Source organism: Cohnella lupini (assembly GCF_003386205.1).
GTDB classification, from domain to species: domain Bacteria; phylum Bacillota; class Bacilli; order Paenibacillales; family Paenibacillaceae; genus Cohnella; species Cohnella lupini.
This window is the reverse complement of sequence record NZ_QRDY01000012.1, coordinates 128,182-150,970: the sequence shown is the minus strand read 5'-3', so window position 1 is coordinate 150,970 and position 22,789 is coordinate 128,182. Positions and strand designations below refer to the sequence as shown.

Genomic DNA, 22,789 nt, shown 5'->3' with positions numbered 1-22,789 from the left:
CGTTTGGTACGTTCGCTTATAGTAACCGTTTAGACTGTTATGTTGATCGGGTTGCTCAAAGCGCATATAATTCTTGATTTCTTCGCGGAGAAGCAACTCCACCTTCTCTTGTACCAACTTAGTTACAGCATTTTCAAGTAGATTGTCGAACGCATTTTCGGGTATATTAGTCATCGAGTAGGGCTCCTTCTTGGTTGGCTTCGTAACCCCGAGAATACCCTACTTTTTTGTTGTCTGAGAAGGCGCCAAATTTTGGTACACAGACTACTTTACATCACCTTGGTAGAGATCCAATAGCGATGTTAATCAATGTAATTTCAATGAATGATCAAAATATAAGCTTGATAAGGATGTATATTATCGCTATTGTTCTTAATTCACCGTATTTCTTCCGAAAATTCGGTCAATAGCGATGTTCTTCAACCTACTTTGCCTCTAAGAGGGCTCATTAGCTTGAATAACGATGATTACCATCCTACTTACCTAGAATCACAACCGTTGCTACGCGACTAAAATCTACTTAACAGAGGGCGGGCAACTAATTAGCACCGCGACGCGACTCAATTCTCTCTAATCGTTTCATTCGTACTCAAGGAGATATCGATTTGTCTACTATAACGAAATTGAAAGGTTTTAACTTTTTTTATTTCTCGACTTTCGCTCTATTCCTCTCTTTCTTGCCGGTGTATGCGAAGTTCGCTGGCGTATCCGGCACGCATATCGGTTGGATACTCGGCATGGGAAGCCTGATCAGCATAGTCGCCCAACCGCTATGGGGGATGGTCAGCGACCGATCGAGGACGATCAAGAAAGTGCTCTTATTACTATTGACGATTTCTTTGCTCGTCGGAACGCTGCTCTTTCAGGCTGACCAAATGTGGAGCTTGATCGTCTTGGTCGCGTTGATGAACGTATTCTTTCTGCCGACCGATCCGCTCGTCGAGAGCATGAACTTCCAGAAGTCGCAACGCGAGAAAGTCGGATACGGCTCCGTGCGAATGTATGGCGCGCTTGGTTATGCGTGCGCATCTCTCCTAGCCGGCTACGCGTTGAAGCTCTGGGGGCTCGACAGTCTGTCGTGGATATTTCTCTGCGCGGGAATCGTCGCGATAGGGCTGGCCGCGGGCTTGAAGGATGTCCAAGCCTCCTCGTCTCCGCCTTCTTTGAAGGCGCTCAAGCCTTTTTTCGGACAATCGCGTACGCTGATCTTTCTGCTCGTCGTGCTCATCGTGGCCGTCCCCCACAAAATGAACGATACGTTCATCGGACTCTACATGGAGCAACTGGGCGGAGGCGTGAATCTGACCGGATTATCCTGGTTCGTCATGACGATTACCGAAACGGTGATGTTTGCTTTAAGCTCGAGGATCATCAAACCCGGCAAAGAAGCGTTGTGGATGACGGTCGCGGCAGGCCTCTACGCCGTTAGATTCCTGCTGAGTTCCATGATCGGCACGCCTTACGGGCTCGTTGCGCTGCAGATTTTCCAAGGCTTCACGTTCGTCATTTTCTACGTGGGCGCCTTGCAATACTTATACAAGATCGTTCCGGAAGAGTGGAGGTCGACGGGCCAAACCGTGTTGACCGCAACCTTCTTCGGGGTATCCGGAATTATCGGATCGACGCTGGGGGGTTGGATTATCGACGAACGAGGAGGCTCGTTCTTGTACAAGGGCATGGCGTTCGTAGCCATGCTTGGATTTCTGCTTGGTATCTATATGGCGAGAAAACCGATACTCAAATCATAGGATGAGGTGCGAGGAATGGAAAACGTACAAGTCGGAGTCATCATTAAGCAAGGACCGAAGCCTTGGGAAATCATTCAGCAACGCAATGGGTCGGCTTCTATCGAGTTGTCGGGAACATGGTTCCTTCGGGAAGAGGCGGAAACCGCGCAAGCTCATATCCGTATCGTTCGGGAGGAGTCGGCCGAGACGGTCGTCGATTGGACGAAGGCATCCATGGGCGACGAACAAAGCTGGTCCGTTCGCTTGGATGGAGTTCCGGCAGGCGGTCTATACAGAGTTGAGTCTTGCTTGCAGGTTAACGGCAAGATCGATTTGGAATGGGCGATACGCGGTGACATGATCCACCACGTCGGCATCGGGGACTTATGGATAATCGCCGGTCAGAGCAACGCGGCGGGTTACGGCAAAGGTCCGGTAAACGACGCCCCCGAATTCGGGATCCATCTTTTCCGGAATAACGGACAGTGGGACTTGGCGACCCATCCTTTCAACGAATCGACCGACACGCAGCATATCGAGAACCGGGAAACGGCTAATCCGGGCCATTCTCCGTTCATGGCTTTCGCGAGAATCCTGAAGAGGGAAACGGGATATCCGATCGGGCTCGTTCAAACCTCGTTGGGCGGCTCGGCCTTGCGGGCTTGGAATCCGAATGAGGAGGGCACGCTGTACCGCAATATGCTGAATATCGTGAAAGCGGTAGGCGGTAGAGTAAGGGGAGTCGGTTGGTACCAAGGCTGCAGCGACTGCGATCCGGAGAATAGCGATACCTACGGGGCTCGGTTCAGCGCGATGGTTAGCCAGTGGAGGAAAGATCTGAAACATGCCGATCTGCCGTTCGTAACGGTTCAATTGAATCGCTTCACGGGGAAAGGGACGACGGTGGAGGATGATCGCTCATGGGGAGTCGTGAGAGAGCGACAACGGATGGCGGCGCATGAGATTCCTCGCGTTACCGTCATTCCCGCGAATGATTCTCCCTTGTCGGACGAGATTCACAACAGTCCCGCGGGTAACTTGCTGATCGGGGAACGCATGGCACGCGCCGCCTTGGCGACCGAGTACGGCAAAGAAATCCATTACCGGGCACCGGAGATCAGCCGGGCGCGATGGATTGCGGAGCCGACCTCGGGGCATGCGACGGTGGAGCTCGAATTCGATCACGTAGGCGGGTACTTGGTCAGCATAGCACCAGCCGGTCCCGTCTTCGCATTGGAGGACGAGAAGGGCGGAGTGGAAGTGAAGGACTGGAATATTACCGGACGCAATACGATCCAGCTAACCGCAGGACGTCCGATTCATGGACAAGCATACGTCCACGGGGGCTCGGAAAGAAATCCGTCTGCGTATTTTCCGCTCGATAGCTTAACTTATATGCCGATGTTATCCTTTTACGGGGTACCGCTAAGTAAATGATGATTTGTTCCCGGTTATACTAGGGAAAGGGGTGAAATAATGGCGGATACTCATGTGTATACGAAGAAAGAAGAGATAGCGAACGCCATTACGCATGGCCTGGGGACGTTGCTGAGCATTGCCGGCCTCGTTATATTGATCGTATTCGCTAGTCTCCAGGGGACCGCTTGGCATGTCGTGAGCTTCACGATTTTCGGCGTTACGATGCTTATGCTCTATACCGCATCCACGCTTGTCCATTCTTTTCCCGAAGGCAAGGTTAAGGATCTGTTCGAGACGTTCGACCATTCCTGCATCTACCTCTTTATCGCCGGAACCTACACGCCGTTGTTGCTCGTGACTTTACGGAGCCCGCTCGGATGGACGTTGTTCGGCATCGTCTGGGGTCTAGCGATAGGCGGAGTCGTATTCAAAGCGTTTTTTACGAAAAAATTTCTGGTCCTGTCCACGCTGTTCTACGTCATGATGGGATGGTTGATCGTGTTCGCGTGGAAACCGTTGAACGATTTGCTCCAGCCCGAAGGGATACGGTTGCTGATCATCGGCGGACTCCTCTATACGGTCGGCTCCGTATTTTACATCTGGCGCGGGTTTCCCTATCACCATGCACTGTGGCACCTTTTCGTCGTCGGGGGCTCGGTTATGCATTTCTTCGCCATCCTTCTGTACGTACTGTGAACGACAAAAGGAAGGATGGCGGAGCCAACGATACTACGGCATCAGCTTTCCGGAAGCAACTGCAGACGTTGGGCGGCGACGACGGCTTGAGTCCGCGATGAGACGCCAAGCTTTCCGTATATGCGCGAGGTATACACCTTAACCGATCCCTCGGAGAGGGAAAGCTTCCCCGCGATCAGTTTATTGGAAAAGCCCTGGCTAATTAAATATAGCAGGTTGATCTCCGCGGGGGTCAACGGTTCGACGAGAACGGGAAGCGAGGAAGAGGCTTCCCGTTCTTGCCGTTGCGGGAACAGGCTAAGCAACATTCGGATATAGCTTTCCGACACCGTTGAGGAAGCTGAGGATTGTCCGTCTTCATCGGCGTACTCATGCGAAATCAACCGATGCAGAAGCTTCTCCATCGGTTCCCCGACGTCGACGAAGCTGCGAGTATAACCGTTGGCTTCTCCGACGGTTAATGCTTCTTGAAGCATTCGCATCGAATTCGTTCGCTGTCCCAGTCGATCCAGCATAATCGCTTGTCCGATGGCGATTTCGGCGATGCTCATAAGGCTGCCCTCCCTCACCGCTTGCGGCTTAAGAGCTTCCAGCAAGCGAAGCGCTTCGGTCTCTTTGCGCTGAGCGCCAAGAAGCCGGGAGAACGCGATATACTCGAACTCCCTATGATACGTAGGTCTGTCTTTAACGCTCATGCGGAGTTTAGCCGCTTCCTTCTTAGCCGCGGATAGCTGGCCGGCGGACAAATAAAGCATCACTTTCTCCGCGACGAGATGGTCGGTCCAATGCGCGACGTCCAACATGGATACGAATTGCAGCGCCTCGTCCAATGCCTCGTGCGCGAGATCGAGTTGCTTGCGCAGTCTATGCAGCTTAGCCTGCGTAATCCGATTCGGAACGTATAATCCGGGTACGAGCTTCAATCTGGCGGCCCGCTCGACTTTATGAAGCAAATCCTGGCACTCTTCCAAGCGGTTCCATTCGTAGAAGCCTTCCGCAAGCGATTGAACGACGTACAGATTGATTAACGAATCTCCCCAACCATGCTTCTCCAGCACGTCCGCGAACAGCCTGCCTATCGTCTCCGTATTGCCGTTAAGCACCCCTTTTAATCCGAAAGCGGTCCTGCGGACCAGAGGGTCCGTCATATTGTAATTAAAATTATAGAATACGGGGTTATGCGGCAGAATATCGTCCAGAATCCCGCCGATAAACGAAAACCATTGCTCGAAATCCCCGCCCGTGAATAAGAGGTTCGACTTCACGAACAGCAAGCCGCTTTGCAATTGTTGGCGAGCTTCGCCGGGTTCCATTTCGAGGAAGTGCTTCTCAAGTCCGGCTAGCAGCTTGTCGGCGCGCGCGGGCTGCCCCGTAACGACGAGAAGGAAAGCATATAGAAGGGACATTTCCGGCGAAAGCTCCGCCTCCGGCGGGAAGCTGTCGAACCAGCGAATCAAGGTGGGGAATTCTCCCCTCTTCAGAACGTGGGTCGCATGCCGGGTAAGCAGGCTCTCCGTAAGGGAGAACTCTTCCGCCGCGATGGCGTGATCGATCGCTTCATCCATCAATCCTCTGGCAGCCAAGCTTTTACTCGCCGCCAAGTTCGCGGAAACCCACATCGCGTGATCGTTCTTCCTAACCCGATTACGCAAAAATTCGGAGAATAGATGGTGATATCGGAACCAGGTATCGTAGCCGTCTAACGGAACGAGAAATAAATTCCAGGTTTTGAGCTTATCCAGCATAACGGCACCGTTGCTTCCTCGCGTGACGGCATTGCAAGCTTTCGCGTCGAAGCGCCCTAAAGCGGAGGTGCTTAATAGAAATTTCCGAACGTCTTCTGGAAGCTTGGCGACGACCTCTTGGAATAAATATTCCGCGACATTGCGATGATAGCCCTTGAACTCCCCGATGAAGCGTTCGAAATCGGTAGATTCCCGAAGAGAGATAGACGCCAATTGGAGTCCCGTGATCCAGCCTTCCGTCTGATCGTACAGCTTCTCGATATGAGGGAGGACGAACGGAATATTCGGAATTCCCCGGCAGAAAGCACCCGTTTCTTCCAACGTGAATTTCAACTGCAACGCATCGATAACGGCAAGCTCTTCCCGGACTTTCCACTTGGCCGTGGGAAAAGGCAAATCGCTCCGGCTGGAAACGATAATATGGATATGCCGCGGAAGATGTTCGATGAAGTAAGTTAACCCTTCATGAATTCGCGATTCGGCGATGAGGTGATAATCCTCCAGAATGAGGGTTACGGGATGGGACGCCTCTTCGAGCCGATTGATCAACGCATCCAGAAACGTGCTGGAGGACAAGCCGGGCAGCGTTCGCACGAGCTGATCGAAGGCTTTCCCGTTTTTCCCCGAGTATGAGGAAAATAGCGCCTCGGCGACGTATCTCCAGAAGCGGACGGGATCGTTATCCATGTCGTCCAAGGAAACCCATGCCGCGGTACGTTCGGTTTGGCGGATCCATTGGCTAAGCAAAGTCGTTTTGCCGAAACCCGCAGGCGCGCTTAAGAGGGTAACCTTACCTTGAGCGCTTCGTTCGATATGTTGAATAAGCCTATCTCGGACGACCCAATCGTTCCGGGCGACCGGGAGGCTTGTTTTAGTATGGAGCAGAGTCGGTTCCAAGATCGGTTTCATAGGTTCTCCCCACATGCGCAGGATTCTCGTAATTCCTATATTATAACCTCCGAAAGCGACGCAAATCGACAGAAACAGCTATCTTTGGTTAATCGTATTGTATCGAAGCGTTATCGCGGGTAGGCGTTCCCGCTATGCATCGGGCGTAGTCGGAGATCGAATCCGCTTCACATCGCTATGCGATTCGTCCATAATAAGAGGACTGCCCTCCGGTCGGTTTTCGGCTGGAAGAGGCGGTCCTTTATTTTAGGGTTAGATTATTTCTGAGGATATTATTCGAGCGTGTTCTAATAGAATCGGAGGGTTAATCATGGCATTGAAAAAAGACAAATCTTCAAACGCGCCGGAAGCGCCGAGAATTCCGGAGCGCTTAATCGAGCTTGCAATCGAAGATTATGAAATTCAAGATAAGCAATCATTCGAGAACGGCAGGTTCGGGCAGGGGACGATCGCGAACCAAACGGCGGATAAGGTCGTTTTCGATAGAGTAGTATTCGAGAACGTCCACTTCGATCAGATTGCGTTAGAGCGAGCCGAGCTGACGGACGTCGTATTCAACCGTTGCGATCTTTCGAACGTTAATTTTCGCGATTCCATCCTCCATAGGGTGCAATTCATTAACTGCAAGCTGCTCGGATTCGATCTGTCGAATACGACGATGCGCAATGTGAAATTCGACCAATGTAACGGACAGTACTCCGTTTATCGGTTCGCCGATATGAAGTTCGTATCTTACCTCCGAAGCAACTTGGATAAGGCGGACTTTTACGAAGCAAGCTTCTCGAAAACGGAGTTCGCGGAATCGAGCATCGACCAGGCGCAATTCGCCGGCGCCAAGCTAGCGGGAATTGATCTGAGCAGCTGCGAATTTTACAGCATCGGCGCTACCTTGGAAGGTATCCAAGGCTGCATCGTCCGCGAGGACCAAGTTCGAGGCTTCGCGCGCCTGATCGGCGTCGTCATTAAAGAAGCTTAACGGCACGCGGTGCCACATGGTGCCGTTATGGGTGCACGATTGTTCCCCCGACCAACCAAATACCCGCGCCGAAAACGGCTAATCTGTCGATTGTTCCCCCGACCAACCAAATACCCGCGCCAAAAACGGCTAATCTGCCGATTGTTCCCCCGACCAACCAAATACCCGCGCCAAAAACGGCTATTCTGCCGATTGTTCCCCCGACCAACCAAATACCCGCGCCAAAAACGGCTATTCTGCCGATTGTTCCCCCGACCAACCAAATACCCGCGCCGAAAACGGCTAATCTGCCGATTGTTCCCCCACCGAAAAAGTCTATTCTGTTGTCAGGTCTTCGCATACTCTCATACCACAAACCGGCACGAGGTGCCGGTATTGGGTCCGTCGGGCAAAACTCAGATACTAACAAATACTTCCTTACCTTTCCCGCTTTGCGATCCATTCGACCAACTCCGGCATTCGGGACCACAGCGGCGAGTGAGTGAACGCGTAATCGATAGCTTCGTTGCGATCCCCATGTCCTACGTAATCAGGTAACTGTTGGGGCAGCTTCTTCTTGCCGGTCAGGTATTCGGGGACAAACTTATTGATTTGCAGTGCGGCGCGGTAAAGCTCGTCCAATCGCCGCGTAAACCCGTTATTCACGTATTCCATCACGAATCGGTCGTAAGCGATGTTGGCCGCGGAGTCGTCTCCGTATTTAAGTAGAAGCTTGCTCGCTTCGCGTATTTTCTTAAGCGATAACAGGGCGGGTAGCAGCAAGTAACGCGCACCCAGGTTATCCCCGGTGCTCAATTCCATCATTTGTTCCAGATGCTTGGAAGCCTCTTCCGCCTCGCCGCTGTACCATAGAATTTCGGCTAGACGGTATTTTACCCGCATATACGGTCTGGTTTCGATCAACCCCCAGAAGTGACCCTTGTTCTGCTTGAAGAAAGCCGCTCCCAGATCTTTCTCCCCGGCATCGACCCCGCGTCGCAAATAGTCCAAGGACTGCTCCAACATTCGTTCCTCGTCCGCGAGAATGAGATAGGCTTCCGCGCTATTCGGATACAGGCTTAACGCTTGTTTGGCCAACTTGACTCTGTTCTTCGCCGTCGTTTCCTCGTACGCCTTATACACCAAATCTTGTGCTTGATCCTTGACGGATACTTTTGTCGCAGCGGGAGGACGGAATCCTCCAGGCTGATTGATCTGCTTATCAAGAAAAGCCTGTGCCTCCTCGAACGAATCGAACTGCTGCTCGCCGAGCAGTCGCTCTAAATTCCGCATATCCTGTTCCATGCCGATACGAGGATCGACTGCAAGAGGAGCGCGGGGAGATCCCTCTTCGAAGTTCAACGCGAAATCGTAGAGAACCTGATAAGTTCTAGATAACGTCGCCGTGGAGACGTCATACTTTTTCGCAACATGAGCTTGAGTCGCCTCATGCCCGTACATGGTGACGATCATGTACTCCAGCGCCGCGGCGTAACTTCCGTATTTTCGGATGACGGGTTCGGTATCGGCCGAAAATCTCCTCCATAGAGCAAGGGCCTCCATGATCGGCTTGTTATCGTACTCTCCCTTAACCTTCTTGAGGAATAAAGAGGCAACCGTACGATAAGCGTAGAAGCCCCAATCTTGCTGTTCGAGGTAAGCTTCGGGAGTAACCGATACTTCGGCATGGTTATCCCCGTTATCCTTATCCATGCAGCACTTTTTGTACTTCTTGCCGCTATTGCAATAGCAGGGATCGTTGCGTCCCGGTTTGTTCATGGAATTTCGTCTCCAATCGACACGATCTTAACTCTATATGTCACTTATTGTACCGAAAGATCCCGAAAGGATCAAAACCCAATGAACGCGCGGCAGGAGCCTTGAATAGGATAATACCTATTCAAAGCTATGAACGAGGGAGAGAAAACATCATGAGTGTTCGGAGGAAGTCCGCGCTAGTGCTACTCGTCGCCATGTTAACATTGCTAACCGCGGCCTGCGGCAATAAAGGCAAAGATACGGAGAAATTAACGACGGTCAAATTCTCGGAGGTCATCCGTTCGATTTTCTACGCGCCACATTACGTGGCCATGTCCAAGGGGTTTTTCGAAGAGCAGGGGCTTAACGTAGACATGAACACCGCGCAAGGCTCGGATAAAGGAGCGGCGGCCTTGATTGCCGGAACGGCGGACATCTCGATGGTCGGGCCGGAAACGAGCATCTACATCTACAACCAGAAAGGCGACAAAATACTCAAGGTTTTCCACCAGCTCACGTCCAAGGACGGCTCGTTCCTATTGTCCCGCGAGAAGCTCGACGACTTCAAATGGAGCGACGTACAAGGAAAAACGATCATCGGCTGGAGACCGGGCAGCGCTCCTCAGATGGTCATGAACTCGACGCTGATCAAGGAACAGGTGAAGGACGCGGAAGTCATCACTAACATTGCATCGCCGGCCATGGCGGGCGCATTCACTAGCGGACAGGGCGACTTTATCCAATTGTTCGAGCCGGTTGCGTCCACGTTGGTGAAGGAAGGCAAAGCGTTTTACGCGGCATCGCTGGGGGAAGCCTTCGGCCCGTTCCCTGAAACGTCTTACGTGGCAACCTCGGATTTCATTGAAGACCATCCGGAAATCATTCAGAAATTCTCCAATGCGGTAGCCGAAGGAGCGCAATGGTTGACGACCGCATCCAACGATGAGATCGCCGAGGCTCTGACGCCGTTCTTCGAGGGTACTCCGGAGGATCTGATCATTCAATCGATCGAGCGTTACAAGAGCCAAGACACGTGGCCGACGAATCCTGAAATGACCCAAGCGCAATTCGATACGCTGCAGAACGTGCTCATTGAGAACGGGGTACTCAAATCCGAAGAGAAAATCGCGAACATGGAAGAGATCGTCGATATGAGCTTCGTGAAAAATATCGGGAAAACGGATTGACGGGCCATGGCGCAAATCGAACTTACGGATGTTGGACTGAGCTATTTTACCTTGAAGCAGGAGACCGAGGCTTTACGAGACATTAACCTCTCCATTAAGCATGGAGAGTTCATTAGCATAGTGGGACCGAGCGGCTGCGGCAAAAGCACGCTGCTCTCCCTGATTTCCGGGATGCTGAAGCCGACCTCCGGGAAGATCGAGATCGACGGGGCCGCGGTGTCGGGAGTGTCTCCTAAGGTCGGTTATATGCTACAGCACGATCACCTGTTCGAGTGGAGAAACGTGCTCAACAATCTGACGGTCGGAGCGGAAATACGCAAGATGGATCGCGGTATAGCGAAAAGGAAAGCCTTGGAGTTGCTCGAAAGGTACGGACTTGGAGATTTTGCCCATCACGGTCCATCCCAGCTATCGGGAGGGATGCGCCAACGGGTTGCCTTAATACGAACGCTTGTCGCCGAGCCGGATATTTTGCTGCTGGACGAACCGTTCTCCGCTTTGGACTATCAGACGAGACTGACGTTATCGGAAGAAGTATTCCATATCATCAAGGACCAGGGAAAAACGGCGGTTCTCGTTACCCACGACCTGTCGGAAGCGATTAGCATGGCCGACCGGGTAATGGTGATGTCGAAGCGTCCGAGCACGATTTCGAATATTCACGAGATCCGGTTCGATGAAGGGGAGGGGCTGTCCCCTTGGAAGAAGCGGGAAGCCGGAGGATACCATCAAACCTTCAACGCGATCTGGAAGGAGCTGGAGGAGCATGTCGTCGCCTCTCTATGAGAAATACCTCAGGATCCAGAAGCGCAAGCTGTGGCTTATCGGCTTGTCCCGATTATCGGTGCTTGCGGTATTCCTGGCGTTGTGGGAGCTTGCCGCCGGGTGGGGTTGGGTCGATCCGATGCTGACGAGCAAGCCGTCCCTGCTGCTGTCCTCCTTCCGGGAGCTTGCTTTCGAAGGAAGCTTGTTGAAGCATACTTGGATTTCCGGATTGGAAACGGTCGTCGGAATCGCGGTTTCCATGCTGCTCGGAACGGCGATCGCCGTTCTCTTCTGGTGGTCGTCGTTCGCTTCTAAAGTATTAGAGCCTTATATGGTCGTGCTTAACGCGCTGCCTAAGGTGGCGCTGGGACCGATTTTCTATATTTGGCTGGGAGATAGCTACTCTATCTACGGCATGGCCGTCGCGATCTCGATTATCGTGACCATCATTATGGTGGAAAGCGGTTTTCGGGAAATCAGCAAGACGAAGCTCAAGCTGATGGAGTCCTTCGGGGCTACGAAGCCGCAGATGCTTCGAATGGTGCTGCTGCCCGCGAGCGTCCCGCATTTTATCGCCACTCTGAAAGTGAACGTAGGCTTGACTCTGGTAGGGGTCGTCATGGGAGAGTTTCTATCGTCTAAGGCGGGGCTCGGGTATTTGATCATCTATGGAGGTCAAGTGTTCCAGATGAATTTGGTAATGGTCAGCATTACAATGCTTGCCCTGCTTTCCGTCATCTTATATGGGTTCGTTCATTTGTTAGAGCGGTTTGCCAGGAAAAAATACAATTACGAAGCCTGATCGGCGGCATTCGAACTTTTGGAACCGGCCGCCGCCGTCAAGGAAGGGAATTTCAACGCGACAGGTACGGTGACGGCCACTACCGCAACGAGGAAAAAGATGGCTAACGTTCGGCTGTCCAGCATGAATTGCACGCACAGAGCGAGGACGATCCCGCCTAGGTTTCCGGATAGGAGAAGCACGGCCGTCACCGTTCCCGCTGCCCCCGATGGTGCTTTGGCTTCTGCGGACGATAGGATGATCGGCAGATTGGCGAGTAACAAGCAGCCGGACAAGGCCAGCAGAGCAGTGAACAGCCAGAAGGGCGAGTTGGCCGCTAAGGCGATCAGCATCGCGACGCTCGCTGCTAAGGAGGCGCACAGCACTCCGCGTCCCCGCAATCCGAGCATGGCCCAATCCGGAATGAATGCCGCGCCGGCTATGCCGGCAAGCGTCATTGCTCCTAGCGCCAAACCGACCTGCTCCGCGTTAAATCCGCTGTCCGTGGACAGTACCTCAAGCCATGTGGTCAACGTCACGAACAATCCGAAGCCGAGAAATAACAGGAAACTGTATTGCCGAACCCATTTATTAGACCATATGGATCCGATGGGTACCGTAGCGTTCGTGTCGTCGGCAAAGGCGGGACGTATTCTCAAGGCGAACAGGAAGAGGGTAACGACGACGGCGCTAAGTATTGCTTGAGATTGAACGACCACCGGCATGCCCTTGCTTTCCAAGAGTAAAGGCACGCTGACGGTAGAGACCAGAATGCCGACGAAGAGGCTGGCAGAGCCGATTGCGATGGCAAGTGGCCTGCGTTCGGGAGCCGCGTATTGGGCGGCTAATTTGTTGATTCCGTTGAGGACGAGCGGTTGACCGACCGATATGACGATTTGACCGATCAGAGAATATTCGTAACCGGGAAGTACGCGAATCAACGCTCCGACTCCGGTGAGCAGAGCCCCGATGGCTAATGTTCCTTTGAAGGAACGATCCGCCCAGTATCCGAAGGGCAATGCCAGGACGACGTACGCTAGAGGGAATACCTGCGATAACCAGCCGACGGCGTCGACGGAGACGCTCCAATATTCGGCCGAAGCTTTCGTGATGGGAGTATAGGTGACCCATAGTAATTGCGTTACAGCAGCCAACAAAGCATAAGAGACAATGACGAACCATCGAGAACGCGATTGACCGCTGCTCATCGGAGCAAGCCTCCGTCCTGGGAGAAAGTGGATATACAGAGATCCTATCATAAGTATCCGATATTTTCCGCATTAATTGTCGAAGAATAGGATCGGAGAACGAGATTCGGTTACCCCGCGGACAAAAAATAAGCGCCGTCGCTCCTGCCCTTGTTGCGGCATTGCGTTCGGCGCTGTTCTGCTTTCTTGTTGCCCACGACTTGCGTTTGCGGCTTTCGATGCCAATGATTTCGGCCGATTTCAGGGTTGTTAAGGCCAGCCTTCTCCGTCTTTCTTCGGTATTGCTTCGATTTCGAACTTGCCATTACTGAAACACCTCCGTATTTAAATCGATCATACCTTACGGGTATGTATACCTGCAACCTCAAATTGTCAGAAAACTCTTTACAATAGGGTCTATTTACCTAGATAATCTGAGTAAAGCAAAATTCATATCCGGCTTATCGACCGACGCCGCGAAGGAGCGAACCTTTGAACGATAACTTGTTCCATGCGACCGAATCCGTGCAGTTAGAGGCCCTTGTAAGCCGGCAACAAAACTATTACCGAAGCGGGGCTACGAGGTCGGTCGCGTTCCGCAAGGAGCAACTCCATAAGCTTAGGAACGCCGTTCATTCCTTCGAACCTGAATTATTGAACGCGCTGAAACAGGATTTGAACAAATCCCCGCTGGAAGCGTATTCCACCGAGATTGGCATCGTACTAAAGGAAATTCGCGTGGCGCTGCGACATGTTCGCCGTTGGTCCAAGGCGAGGAGAATCCGCACCCCCTTGAGTCACATCGGCGCGAGCAGCCGGATCGTACCCGAGCCTCTCGGCACTTCGTTAATAATCGGACCTTGGAATTACCCGGTCAACTTGATGCTTGTTCCGGTCGTGGCAGCCATAGCCGCGGGGAATACGTTGGTCATGAAGCCCTCGGAAATGGCGCCTGCGACTTCCCGGGCGCTTGCGGGGCTTATCGGACGTACGTTCCCGCCGGAATACATCGCCGTGGTCGAAGGCGGGGCTGAGACAAGCGCGGAACTGCTGAAGCAGCCGTTCGATCACTTCTTCTTCACCGGCAGTCCGACCGTAGGGAAGGTCGTCATGAAGGCGGCAGCGGAGAAGCTCATTCCGGTGACGCTCGAACTCGGAGGGAAGAGTCCGTGCATCGTGCATAAGGACGCTAATCTCGAGCTTGCCGCCAAGCGGATCGTCTACGGGAAATTAACGAACGTCGGACAAACCTGCGTCGCTCCAGACTATCTGCTCGTTCATAAGGACGTTAAGCAAGAGCTTGTTGCCGGTATCGCCAAAGTCGTTGAAGCTTTCTACGGGACCGAGCCGATTCAACATCCGGCATACGGTAAAATCGTGAACGAACGGCACTTCCGAAGGCTTATCGGTTATTTGGAGGATGGGCGTATCGCTTACGGCGGACAGTTTGACGTCGAGGCCCGTCAGATCGCGCCGACCCTTCTGGAAGGAGTATCGCTAGAGTCGAAGGTAATGAAGGAAGAGATATTCGGACCGATATTGCCCGTATTGGAATACGAGGAAACGGAAGAAGCCATAGCTATCGTCGAAGCGAACCCGAAGCCGCTTGCTCTATACGTGTTTTCAGGTAGTTCCGGCTTCCGGAACGAGATCGTTGGACGGATCCCTTTCGGGGGAGGCTGCATTAACGATACGATCATTCATCTCGGAACTCCGTATTTGCCGTTCGGCGGCATCGGATCAAGCGGGATCGGTAGCTACCATGGCGAGCATGGCTTTCGCGCGTTCTCTCATTACAAAGGGATGCTTAAACAGTCGAACAGAATCGATTTTCCTTTTCGTTACCCTACTTCCAAGTGGGGAATGACCATCATACGCAAGCTGTTACGCTAATCGCGACGAAGAAAGGGCGATCATCCTGACTCCCGACTACGAAACCTACAAGAAAGCTTTCGCGAGCATCCCGATGCCCTTCGCTTACGTGGATATTGATCTACTCGATCGCAACATTCGCGAAATTGCCCGCGCGGCGGGGAACAAGAAGATTCGCGTGGCCAGCAAGTCGATTCGCTCCGTGGAAGTGCTGCGTCGTATTATGCGATCGGACGACACCTTCCAAGGAATCATGTGTTATACGGCAACGGAAGCGGCTTTCTTGGCTAAGCAGGGCTTACAGGATTTATTGCTGGGTTACCCCGTTTGGGAGCCCGGAGGGATAAGGCTATTGGCCGATCTGATCGGCGAGGGTCATGGGATCACGTTCATGGCGGATTGCTTGGAGCATGTGGACCATCTTGAGAAAATAGCGCAAGAACGAGGAGTTCGTTTGCCGTTGTGCTTGGATATCGACATGTCGGCCAATTATCCCGGGCTGCGATTCGGAGTGTGGCGTTCTCCCTTACGCGATTGGGATCATGTGCGTCCCGTCGTGGAGAAGATCATGAACTCTAAGTGGGTATGGCTAGACGGCATCATGGGTTACGAAGCGCAGATCGCCGGCGTAGGGGACCTTGTTCCGGGCGCAGCCCTGAAAAATAACGTGGTGCGATATTTGAAAAGCCGTTCTATTCGCGAGGTAGCTTTGCGGAGGCAACGAATCGTTCAGCGGATCCAAGAGCTCGGATTGACGCTGCGTTTCGTCAATGCCGGAGGAACGGGAAGCCTGTCCAGTTCCCGGCAAGAGGAGTGGGTTACGGAGCTTACGGCAGGCTCGGGCTTCTATAGTCCAACGTTATTCGACCATTATCGTTCCTTCCGCTTCGAGCCCGCTGCCGGATTCGCGGTGGAAGTCGTGAGACAACCCAGGAAGGATATCGTCACTTGCTTAGGGGGCGGCTATACGGCATCGGGAGCGGCGGATCGAATCAAGCTGCCTAAACCGTATTTGCCGGCGGGATTGGAGTTATTCCCTATGGAAGGCGCCGGAGAAGTTCAGACTCCGCTTCTGAATAGAGGAAAGTCGCCGATCGGATTAGGAGATCCCGTGTTCTTCCGTCATGCGAAAGCCGGAGAGCTGTGCGAACGGTTCGATACCCTGCACGTTGTCTCGAATGGAGTTATCGTCGGAGGATATTCAACCTACAGAGGCATGGGGGAAACCTTCCTATGATCAAGAGCGGACGAGTTTGGCGGAACTGGTCGGGAATCGTCAGGGCAAAGCCGCGTTCGGTTCTCTATCCCAGCCACATCGACGAAGTCGTCGAAGCGGTGAATCAATGCCGCAGGGAAGGGAGGAAACTTCGCGTCATCGGCTCGGGCCATTCGTTCACGGCTCTCGTGGCGTCCGACGATATGCTTCTGTCCCTTGACCGGATGCAGGGGATATTGCAGGTGAACGCGGAAACGCGCACGGCGACCGTATGGGCGGGTACGAAGCTTAAGGCGCTCGGTGAGCTTCTGCATTCGGAGGGATTGGCGCAGGAGAACTTAGGCGATATCGACGTTCAGTCCATCGCCGGAGCGATAAGCACGGGTACGCACGGAACCGGTCTCCGGTTCGGCAATATCTCGACGCAGGTTATCGGAATCACGATCGTCACCGGAACGGGGGAAGTGCGGGATTGCACCGAGCAATCCCATCCCGAGTTATTCAAGGCGCTGCAAATCTCTTTAGGCGCTATGGGAATCATCGTGCAGGTCAAGCTTAAGCTTCGCCCTTCTTACAGATTGAGCTACGAGAGCTCTAGAGTACCATTGGATACCTGCTTGGAGAACTTAAACTCCTATGCCGCGAGCCACCGCAATTTCGAGTTTTATTGGTTTCCGTACGCGGAGCCTTGTCAGCTCAAAGTCATGAACGAGACCGAGGAGACACCGACTCCGCATAGAATAACAAGTTATCTCAGCGATGTCATCCTGGAGAACGTCGCTTTCGGAGCCTTGTCCTCGCTGTGCAAGTGGGTACCGGGGATAAGCGCACCGATTAGCCGTTTATGCGCCGCGACGGTTCCCACTATCCGCAAGATCGAGCATAGCCACAGAGTCTATGCGACTAAGAGGCTTGTTCGCTTCAATGAAATGGAGTACAATCTTCCGGTCGAGGCAATGGAAGCCGTCATTAGGGAAATGCGCGAGACGATGGCGCGAGAGCGCTACAGCGTTCACTTCCCGATTGAATGCCGCTTCGCCAAAGCGGACGATATCTGGATAAGTCCGGCTTACGGGAGGGACTCCGCGTATATCGCCGTTCATATGTATCGCGGAATGCCGTACGAGAAATATTTCGCCGATATGGAACGGATTTTCCTTCGCCATGGCGGACGCCCGCATTGGGGGAAATTGCATACGCTCACGGCGCAGCAATTGCGGATTGCTTATCCTAAGTGGGATAGCTTTCTGGAGATAAGAGAGAAGATGGACCCGGACGGGCTATTCCTAAGTCCGTATTTAAAAAGAATCTTCGCTTTGTAGTTTTATAGAATGAAGGAGTGTACGTCTGATGCCTCACCTGATAATCCGGGGAATTGCCCCCGAAACCATTCGTACGATCAGCAAGCCGTTGACGGAAGAACTCGCTAACGTATGCCAATGCCCTTTAGATTATTTTGTGCTGGAATGCTTGCACACGACTTCGCTCTTCGATGGGGAAATCGTGCCCTCCTCTCCCTTCGTGGAAGTGAACTGGTTCGACCGCGGACAGGCCGTGCGCGATCTCGCCGCGGAATGCATAGATCGGCATATCCGATCGCGCGGCATCCTCGAGGTTGAGATCGCGTTCAGAATCTACGAAGAGACTAGCTACTATGCGAACGGGACAAAGTTAGCCGCGACCGAGGAAGACGAAACGACGAAAGCGCTCCGGGCGGAAAATCAACGGCTCAAGGACGAGCTGGCCAAAGTCAGGAAAACGATGCAAGCTCAGCAAACGAACTCCGCGAACCAAATGTCCAGCCGGCTGTACGATGCGTTGAGAGAGTAGTAGACGTTGCTACGATGGATCGGCGGAAAGTTGAATGCGAGGTCATTCCATGAACGATAATCTTATGTTTCGGCCCGATGGAACGTTTACGATCGTGCAGTTCACCGATCTTCATTGGCATAACGGGGAACCGGAGGATAGAAAAACGAAGGCTCTCATGGAGCGCGTCTTAAAGGAGGAACGTCCGGATCTCATCGTATTAACGGGCGATGTCATCGAGAGTCTGCGCTGCAAAGATCCTTTGCAAGCCTATAGGGATGCGGTATCCGTCGTTGAGGCGAGCGGGATACCTTGGGTTACCTTGTTCGGCAATCACGACGCGGAGCGTAACGTGACCAAAGAGCAACTGCTTGGCGTTCAATTGGAGCATAGCGGGACGATTATTGAGCCCGGTCCCGAAGAGGTGGACGGGCTAGGGAATTTCGTCGTTCGCGTGGCGGATTCGAATGGGGAAGCTCCGGCGCTCGCGTTGTTTTTCCTCGATAGCGGCGCTTATTCGGAGCTGCCTACCGTTCCGGGGTATGATTGGATACATCAGAGCCAGATCGATTGGTACCAATCGCAGGCGAGTCGGATTCAAGAGCAGAACGAGGGCGTTCCTCTTCCTTCTCTAGCATTCTTCCATATCCCCCTTCCGGAATATCGGGAAGCTTGGGATCGCGAAATCTGTTACGGGCATCGTTACGAGAAGGTGCAATCCCCGACGATCAACTCGGGCTTCTTCGCGGAGATGGTGCGTGCCGGAGGAATGATGGGGACGTTTTGCGGCCACGATCATATCAACGATTACGAGGGCAGGCTGCACGGCATTCGACTTTGTTACGGGCGGGCAACGGGATATAACACTTACGGAAGATCATTCTTCCAAAGGGGAGCCCGCGTCATCCGGATTAGTCAAGGAGAGAACGACTTTACCACCTGGTTGCATCTGGCCAACGGCAAGAAAGTAACGTCCCCCCGCCAACATTCCCCGGTTTGGTACTCAAGAGCATAGCCGTCGCCGGCGGCGATGGCTAGCTGTTCAACAGCGGCATGACACGCCGTTAAGATCAATCTCCCAACCTCAGTCACACCTCAACGCGAATAGACCCAACCTCAGAAAACACTATCGAACCTCAGTATTGTGACACTTGTAATCCGTGGGTAGGACAATCTGTTCTATGGGATTAGTTACGGGGTGTCGCATGCATGTTGTTAAACTCCAGTGAATTGATCCGAATCGTATCTATAATCTGAGAATTTTCTCATTAAAGAAACATATCGTATCGACCTCGCGTCAAACATGTAGGGCCGCCGCAACCGTAAAAAGTTTCGACCCGGGGCGGATAAGAGGAGGAAGCGGGATGAGGAGAACGTTCATTGGACTTCTGGCTTTGCTGATGCTGTTCAGCGTGCCGCTCACGGTCGAAGGCGCATCGAATTTATCGACCGAGCAGAAGTTCGAAGTATTGAAACAGAAAAACATTTTTACCGGTTTTGCCGATGGGAGCTCGCGTTTATTCGACCCGATGACCCGCGAACAAATGGCGACCGTCTTATTCCGTTTGCTCGAATTACCGGTGAGGGCGACCTCGCCAAGCTATAGCGACGTTCTGAAGTCGCGCTGGTCCTTTCAGGAAATCGAATCCGTTACCCGCGCGAAGTTAATGAGCGGAACGCAGACCAAAGTGTTCTCTCCGGTGCTGAACGTTACGGTAGAGCAGCTCGCGGCCGTGTTCATCCGCAGCTACGGATTATCCGGCAGCGGTTCCACTCCGGTAACCGGCAAAGTATCCAAATGGGCCAGAGGAGCCGTCAGTCTGGCGTTAGACCGTAAGCTGATCCCTCAGCTCAGCGACTATACGGTCGATGCGACAAGAGGATTGCTCGTAGAAGCCGCTTATGCCATTTACGAGGAGACTAACGTGGAGCCTCTTCATATCCGCTCCGTCGACGTGATCTCTAATCAATCGATAAGAGTGAATCTACTTCAAAAGATCAATCAGGTCGACAAAAGCAGATTCTCGATTAAAGATGTTTACGGCAATACCCGCAGCATTCAGCAAGCCACTTTAAACCAAGACGGCATGTCGGTTCAGCTGTGGACGGATAAGCAGCTCGGAGGGGTCTTGCACACTCTTTACGTAGACGACGGTACGTGGGGTTACTTGTCCGCTCAGGACGATATAACCAAACCGCAGGTGACGCAGCTAGCGAGACTTGGTAGCAACTCTTACGAGGTGACGTTCTCGGAGCCCGTGGAGGCTGCTTCGGCAACCCGTATCGATAATTACCAGTTCAATAACGGCTTAAAGTTATCGACTTTGCAGCTTTCGGCTGATCCTAAGAAAGTCATATTTACGACGAAGGATCAATCGGACGGCAAAACCTATCAATTGACCATCCGCAACGTAAAGGACTTGGCAGGAAACGTGATGGACGCACGAAGCGACTTGTATCTCGTCGGAAATAACGACAATACGAAGCCGAAGGTCAACTCCGTCCAAGTGAACGCCAACGCAACGATTACCGTAAAATTCAGCGAGAAAGTCAAACCGGAATACGCCAATCAAACCGAACGTTACAAAATCGACCAAGGATTGTCCGTCATTCAAGCCGCATTGGGTAGCGATGGAACTACCGTTACCTTGAAGACTTCCGCGCAGAAGGATGCAACGATCTATAAGCTGACGATCGCCAATATCCCGGATCTCGCCGGCAACGTGATGGATACGTCATCCAATTGGATGTTCGGAGGCATTGCCAATCCCGATGTGTCCGTTCAATTGGCAAGCGTGACGGCGATCAATGAAAGCATGGTGGAAGTCGTGTTTGACCGAACCATTACGGCTAACGACGTCAGTAATCTGAAGCTGACCATTCTGACGGACAACGGGGCAAATCTGCCGACGAACGAATGGGTACCCTTTGTCCGTCCGAAAGCCGGAAACGATAAGGCTTATACGTTCCAATATCGAGCGAAGGACAATAATCAAAAGTTGTTCCTTGCCGGTCATGTATACGTCGGTAAGGTGACGGGAGTATCGGGCTTGGATACTTCCGGTGACCATTCCACGAGAACATTCGCCGGAACTCACGTCGAGAACCAGGTCCCTTACGTAACCCAGGTCGTGGCAACGGGCGACAAGTCGGTCAGGGTCGTCTTCAGCGAACCGGTCACGAACGTCGACGAGACGGCTTTCCGTATTCGCGACCGCGACGGAAATAACGTGGCCATCGATTACGACGAGCTTAACGATAAGGGGAAAATCGTCACCGAAGTCGTACTCAGGCTGCGCGACGAATTAAGATCCGATCGTAGCTATGAAATGTCCTTCGTGCCGAATATCATCACCGATGCGCCGAAGTGGAACGGATTGAAAACAACGGACGGCTCGAATCCTTTCATCGTCTACTTCAATAGGAATTAGCTCAATGCATTCTCGCCATCCGGTGCTATTCCCATCCGGATGGCGAGCATTGTACAATGTATGGGGTGGATGTCGCAGGGGAAGTCAGCAAAGGGGAATCATGAGTTGAAGTTGATCATCGCATACCTAATCATCGTTAATCTGCTCGCTTTGTTTACGATGGCGCATGATAAATCGCAAGCCAAGAAACGCGGCAGAAGGGTGCCGGAGAAAAATTTGTTGCTCTTGGCGGCAATCGGAGGTTCGATCGGCGGAATCGTCGCGATGAGGGTTTGGCGGCATAAGACGAAGCATGCCTCGTTCTCGATCGGAATGCCGGCGATTCTAATCGTTCAGACGGCGCTCGCGATCTGGCTGTTGACCTAAGAAAAGTTAGTCGGGATATAGAAAAAACGGATGCTAGAGGGAGTTAACCTCGAAGCATCCGTTTGCCGTTTAAATGTGTTTAAGGAGTCGTTTGAATGAGCTTCTCCAGGAATAGGCGCGTATCGTTCCATTTTTCTTCTTCGGCGCGAATGGCGATGATCGGATGCTCGCCTGATAATTCGATCCCATCGAAGATCGGATTGCCCGCAATGTCGATTCCGTATGGGCGTTCTTCCGTATCGTCCTGGGACTTCATCATGCGGATCTTGTCTTCGGGGATTTGCAATCCCGTCTTTTGGATGAATTCGTCCAAGTCGACGAACGCGCCTTGGAAAGCAAGGCTCTCGAAGTTTTTCTCGTCCGTAATGTAAAGCTCGGTCTTCTCGGTCATAAGCATAAGGACGCTTTTCTGCTGCATGGCCATATCTTGTTGGCTTTTGATCTCCGGCGGAACGAACACGAGCTTCGTGACGATACGTTGCCATTCCGGCATCAGCTTTAACATGTTCTGGCTCATCGGTTCTTCTTCCACGAAATAAAAATTGCCGAATACGCTCACGGATAAGTTCGCGGGAGGGGTATTGGCGGCTTCCCGTCTCTTGTCGATTCCTTCTTTGATCATATAACCCGCGATCAGGACGACGATAATTCCTATGATGACGTGAAACTTATAATAATACGCGAAGTGGGCGAACTTCGTTTGCTTCTCGATCGTTCCCGTTTTCTCCGACTCGATGCCGAGCACGAGATTGTACGCGCGATTGATTTCGGTAAGATCGGTCGTATCGCTTCCCTCATTGACGGCGTCGGTGCGCGATTGTTCGGAACGCGCTCTTTTCATCAAAATGAAGTAGCGGTTTTCAACTTGCTCCCGGGTCGCGTCTTCCGGCAAGCCTAAAGTTTCGTATGCCTTCTTCAACTCTTCCAATTCGCTCACTCCAGTCAATCTTCCGTTCGTCAGCCTAC

General features: G+C 52.6%; 20 protein-coding genes and 1 pseudogene. 14 read left to right on the top strand and 7 right to left on the bottom strand.

Annotated elements, in window-relative coordinates; translation table 11 throughout:
• Positions 1–174, bottom strand: a pseudogene (locus DFP95_RS29835) (IS256 family transposase); the annotation flags it as partial.
• A gap of 431 nt (positions 175–605) precedes the next feature.
• On the opposite strand from DFP95_RS29835, the gene DFP95_RS19390 reads away from it, so the two are divergent.
• From DFP95_RS19390 to trhA, 3 genes are read left to right on the top strand one after another with little or no spacing between them, the layout of a single operon-like run.
• A complete protein-coding gene (locus DFP95_RS19390) occupies positions 606–1,748 on the top strand; it encodes an MFS transporter (protein WP_181907521.1) in 1,143 nt (380 codons plus the stop codon).
• Between the two features lie 15 nt (positions 1,749–1,763).
• The gene (locus tag DFP95_RS19385; RefSeq protein WP_115994338.1) at positions 1,764–3,164 is read left to right on the top strand and encodes a sialate O-acetylesterase; all 1,401 of its coding nucleotides are present in this window, start codon (positions 1,764–1,766) and stop codon (positions 3,162–3,164) included.
• Positions 3,165–3,203: 39 nt separating this feature from the next.
• The gene (gene trhA, locus DFP95_RS19380; protein ID WP_115994337.1) at positions 3,204–3,842 is read left to right on the top strand and encodes a PAQR family membrane homeostasis protein TrhA; all 639 of its coding nucleotides are present in this window, start codon (positions 3,204–3,206) and stop codon (positions 3,840–3,842) included.
• A gap of 41 nt (positions 3,843–3,883) precedes the next feature.
• Here the strand turns inward: trhA and DFP95_RS19375 are convergent, their stop codons facing one another.
• The gene (locus DFP95_RS19375; RefSeq protein ID WP_181907520.1) at positions 3,884–6,496 is read right to left on the bottom strand and encodes a winged helix-turn-helix domain-containing protein; all 2,613 of its coding nucleotides are present in this window, start codon (positions 6,494–6,496) and stop codon (positions 3,884–3,886) included.
• A 310-nt stretch (positions 6,497–6,806) separates the two neighbouring features.
• Here DFP95_RS19375 and DFP95_RS19370 point away from each other — a divergent pair, with 310 nt between their 5' ends.
• The gene (locus DFP95_RS19370; protein WP_115994335.1) at positions 6,807–7,472 is read left to right on the top strand and encodes a pentapeptide repeat-containing protein; all 666 of its coding nucleotides are present in this window, start codon (positions 6,807–6,809) and stop codon (positions 7,470–7,472) included.
• Between the two features lie 25 nt (positions 7,473–7,497).
• Here DFP95_RS19370 and DFP95_RS19365 read toward each other — a convergent pair whose 3' ends face one another.
• Together DFP95_RS19365 and DFP95_RS19360 are read right to left on the bottom strand one after the other, a co-directional pair.
• Positions 7,498–7,812 (bottom strand): hypothetical protein, encoded by a 315-nt coding sequence (locus tag DFP95_RS19365; protein WP_147304188.1) that lies wholly within the window; start codon positions 7,810–7,812, stop codon positions 7,498–7,500.
• Positions 7,813–7,889: 77 nt separating this feature from the next.
• Entirely contained in the window at positions 7,890–9,230 is a 1,341-nt protein-coding gene (locus DFP95_RS19360) for an SEC-C metal-binding domain-containing protein (RefSeq protein ID WP_115994350.1), read from the bottom strand.
• Between the two features lie 152 nt (positions 9,231–9,382).
• Between DFP95_RS19360 and DFP95_RS19355 the strand changes: the two genes are divergently transcribed.
• Genes DFP95_RS19355 through DFP95_RS19345 form a run of 3 tightly spaced genes read left to right on the top strand, consistent with a single transcriptional unit; the run spans position 9,383 to position 11,963 of the window.
• Positions 9,383–10,396, top strand: coding sequence for an ABC transporter substrate-binding protein (locus tag DFP95_RS19355; RefSeq protein ID WP_115994333.1), 1,014 nt, complete (start codon positions 9,383–9,385; stop codon positions 10,394–10,396).
• A gap of 6 nt (positions 10,397–10,402) precedes the next feature.
• The gene (locus DFP95_RS19350; protein WP_115994332.1) at positions 10,403–11,182 is read left to right on the top strand and encodes an ABC transporter ATP-binding protein; all 780 of its coding nucleotides are present in this window, start codon (positions 10,403–10,405) and stop codon (positions 11,180–11,182) included.
• Complete coding sequence (locus DFP95_RS19345; protein WP_115994331.1) at positions 11,163–11,963, top strand: ABC transporter permease; 801 nt, start codon at positions 11,163–11,165, stop codon at positions 11,961–11,963. Before DFP95_RS19350 ends, DFP95_RS19345 begins: the two co-directional genes overlap by 20 nt.
• On the opposite strand, the gene DFP95_RS19340 is transcribed toward DFP95_RS19345, so the two are convergent.
• Together DFP95_RS19340 and DFP95_RS19335 are read right to left on the bottom strand one after the other, a co-directional pair.
• Positions 11,951–13,150, bottom strand: coding sequence for an MFS transporter (locus DFP95_RS19340; RefSeq protein ID WP_181907519.1), 1,200 nt, complete (start codon positions 13,148–13,150; stop codon positions 11,951–11,953). The two genes, DFP95_RS19345 and DFP95_RS19340, sit on opposite strands and share 13 nt — an antisense overlap.
• Positions 13,151–13,260: 110 nt before the next feature.
• Positions 13,261–13,455, bottom strand: a complete 195-nt coding sequence (locus tag DFP95_RS19335) for a hypothetical protein (protein ID WP_115994329.1) — start codon at positions 13,453–13,455, stop codon at positions 13,261–13,263.
• Positions 13,456–13,621: 166 nt separating this feature from the next.
• Here DFP95_RS19335 and DFP95_RS19330 point away from each other — a divergent pair, with 166 nt between their 5' ends.
• The 7 genes from DFP95_RS19330 to DFP95_RS19300 all read left to right on the top strand — a co-directional run bounded on the left by DFP95_RS19330 (position 13,622) and on the right by DFP95_RS19300 (position 21,823).
• The gene (locus DFP95_RS19330) at positions 13,622–15,022 is read left to right on the top strand and encodes an aldehyde dehydrogenase (protein WP_245987739.1); all 1,401 of its coding nucleotides are present in this window, start codon (positions 13,622–13,624) and stop codon (positions 15,020–15,022) included.
• Between the two features lie 73 nt (positions 15,023–15,095).
• Positions 15,096–16,238 carry an amino acid deaminase/aldolase gene (locus DFP95_RS19325; protein ID WP_115994328.1) on the top strand — a complete coding sequence of 381 codons (1,143 nt, stop codon included), beginning with the start codon at positions 15,096–15,098 and terminating at the stop codon, positions 16,236–16,238.
• Positions 16,235–17,539 (top strand): D-arabinono-1,4-lactone oxidase, encoded by a 1,305-nt coding sequence (locus DFP95_RS19320; RefSeq protein ID WP_115994327.1) that lies wholly within the window; start codon positions 16,235–16,237, stop codon positions 17,537–17,539. The genes DFP95_RS19325 and DFP95_RS19320 overlap by 4 nt, the downstream gene beginning before the upstream one ends.
• A 28-nt stretch (positions 17,540–17,567) precedes the next feature.
• Positions 17,568–18,047, top strand: a complete 480-nt coding sequence (locus tag DFP95_RS19315) for a DUF1904 family protein (protein WP_115994326.1) — start codon at positions 17,568–17,570, stop codon at positions 18,045–18,047.
• Between the two features lie 49 nt (positions 18,048–18,096).
• Entirely contained in the window at positions 18,097–19,041 is a 945-nt protein-coding gene (locus DFP95_RS19310; RefSeq protein WP_115994325.1) for a metallophosphoesterase family protein, read from the top strand.
• Between the two features lie 349 nt (positions 19,042–19,390).
• The gene (locus tag DFP95_RS19305) at positions 19,391–21,457 is read left to right on the top strand and encodes an Ig-like domain-containing domain (RefSeq protein WP_115994324.1); all 2,067 of its coding nucleotides are present in this window, start codon (positions 19,391–19,393) and stop codon (positions 21,455–21,457) included.
• Positions 21,458–21,562: 105 nt separating this feature from the next.
• Positions 21,563–21,823, top strand: coding sequence for a DUF1294 domain-containing protein (locus DFP95_RS19300; RefSeq protein ID WP_115994323.1), 261 nt, complete (start codon positions 21,563–21,565; stop codon positions 21,821–21,823).
• A 79-nt stretch (positions 21,824–21,902) separates the two neighbouring features.
• Here DFP95_RS19300 and DFP95_RS19295 read toward each other — a convergent pair whose 3' ends face one another.
• Positions 21,903–22,760, bottom strand: a complete 858-nt coding sequence (locus tag DFP95_RS19295; RefSeq protein WP_115994322.1) for a hypothetical protein — start codon at positions 22,758–22,760, stop codon at positions 21,903–21,905.
• Positions 22,761–22,789 lie beyond the last annotated feature (29 nt).

Excerpts from the sequence above, each read along its gene's own strand:
- DFP95_RS19385 (WP_115994338.1), top strand. The coding sequence starts at position 1,764 with ATGGAAAACGTACAAGTCGGAGTCATCATTAAGCAAGGACCGAAGCCT.
- trhA (WP_115994337.1), top strand. The coding sequence starts at position 3,204 with ATGGCGGATACTCATGTGTATACGAAGAAAGAAGAGATAGCGAACGCC.
- DFP95_RS19375 (WP_181907520.1), bottom strand. The coding sequence starts at position 6,496 with ATGAAACCGATCTTGGAACCGACTCTGCTCCATACTAAAACAAGCCTC.
- DFP95_RS19370 (WP_115994335.1), top strand. The coding sequence starts at position 6,807 with ATGGCATTGAAAAAAGACAAATCTTCAAACGCGCCGGAAGCGCCGAGA.
- DFP95_RS19365 (WP_147304188.1), bottom strand. The coding sequence starts at position 7,812 with ATGCGAAGACCTGACAACAGAATAGACTTTTTCGGTGGGGGAACAATC.
- DFP95_RS19360 (WP_115994350.1), bottom strand. The coding sequence starts at position 9,230 with ATGAACAAACCGGGACGCAACGATCCCTGCTATTGCAATAGCGGCAAG.
- DFP95_RS19355 (WP_115994333.1), top strand. The coding sequence starts at position 9,383 with ATGAGTGTTCGGAGGAAGTCCGCGCTAGTGCTACTCGTCGCCATGTTA.
- DFP95_RS19350 (WP_115994332.1), top strand. The coding sequence starts at position 10,403 with ATGGCGCAAATCGAACTTACGGATGTTGGACTGAGCTATTTTACCTTG.
- DFP95_RS19345 (WP_115994331.1), top strand. The coding sequence starts at position 11,163 with ATGTCGTCGCCTCTCTATGAGAAATACCTCAGGATCCAGAAGCGCAAG.
- DFP95_RS19340 (WP_181907519.1), bottom strand. The coding sequence starts at position 13,150 with ATGAGCAGCGGTCAATCGCGTTCTCGATGGTTCGTCATTGTCTCTTAT.
- DFP95_RS19335 (WP_115994329.1), bottom strand. The coding sequence starts at position 13,455 with ATGGCAAGTTCGAAATCGAAGCAATACCGAAGAAAGACGGAGAAGGCT.
- DFP95_RS19325 (WP_115994328.1), top strand. The coding sequence starts at position 15,096 with ATGCCCTTCGCTTACGTGGATATTGATCTACTCGATCGCAACATTCGC.
- DFP95_RS19320 (WP_115994327.1), top strand. The coding sequence starts at position 16,235 with ATGATCAAGAGCGGACGAGTTTGGCGGAACTGGTCGGGAATCGTCAGG.
- DFP95_RS19315 (WP_115994326.1), top strand. The coding sequence starts at position 17,568 with ATGCCTCACCTGATAATCCGGGGAATTGCCCCCGAAACCATTCGTACG.
- DFP95_RS19310 (WP_115994325.1), top strand. The coding sequence starts at position 18,097 with ATGAACGATAATCTTATGTTTCGGCCCGATGGAACGTTTACGATCGTG.
- DFP95_RS19305 (WP_115994324.1), top strand. The coding sequence starts at position 19,391 with ATGAGGAGAACGTTCATTGGACTTCTGGCTTTGCTGATGCTGTTCAGC.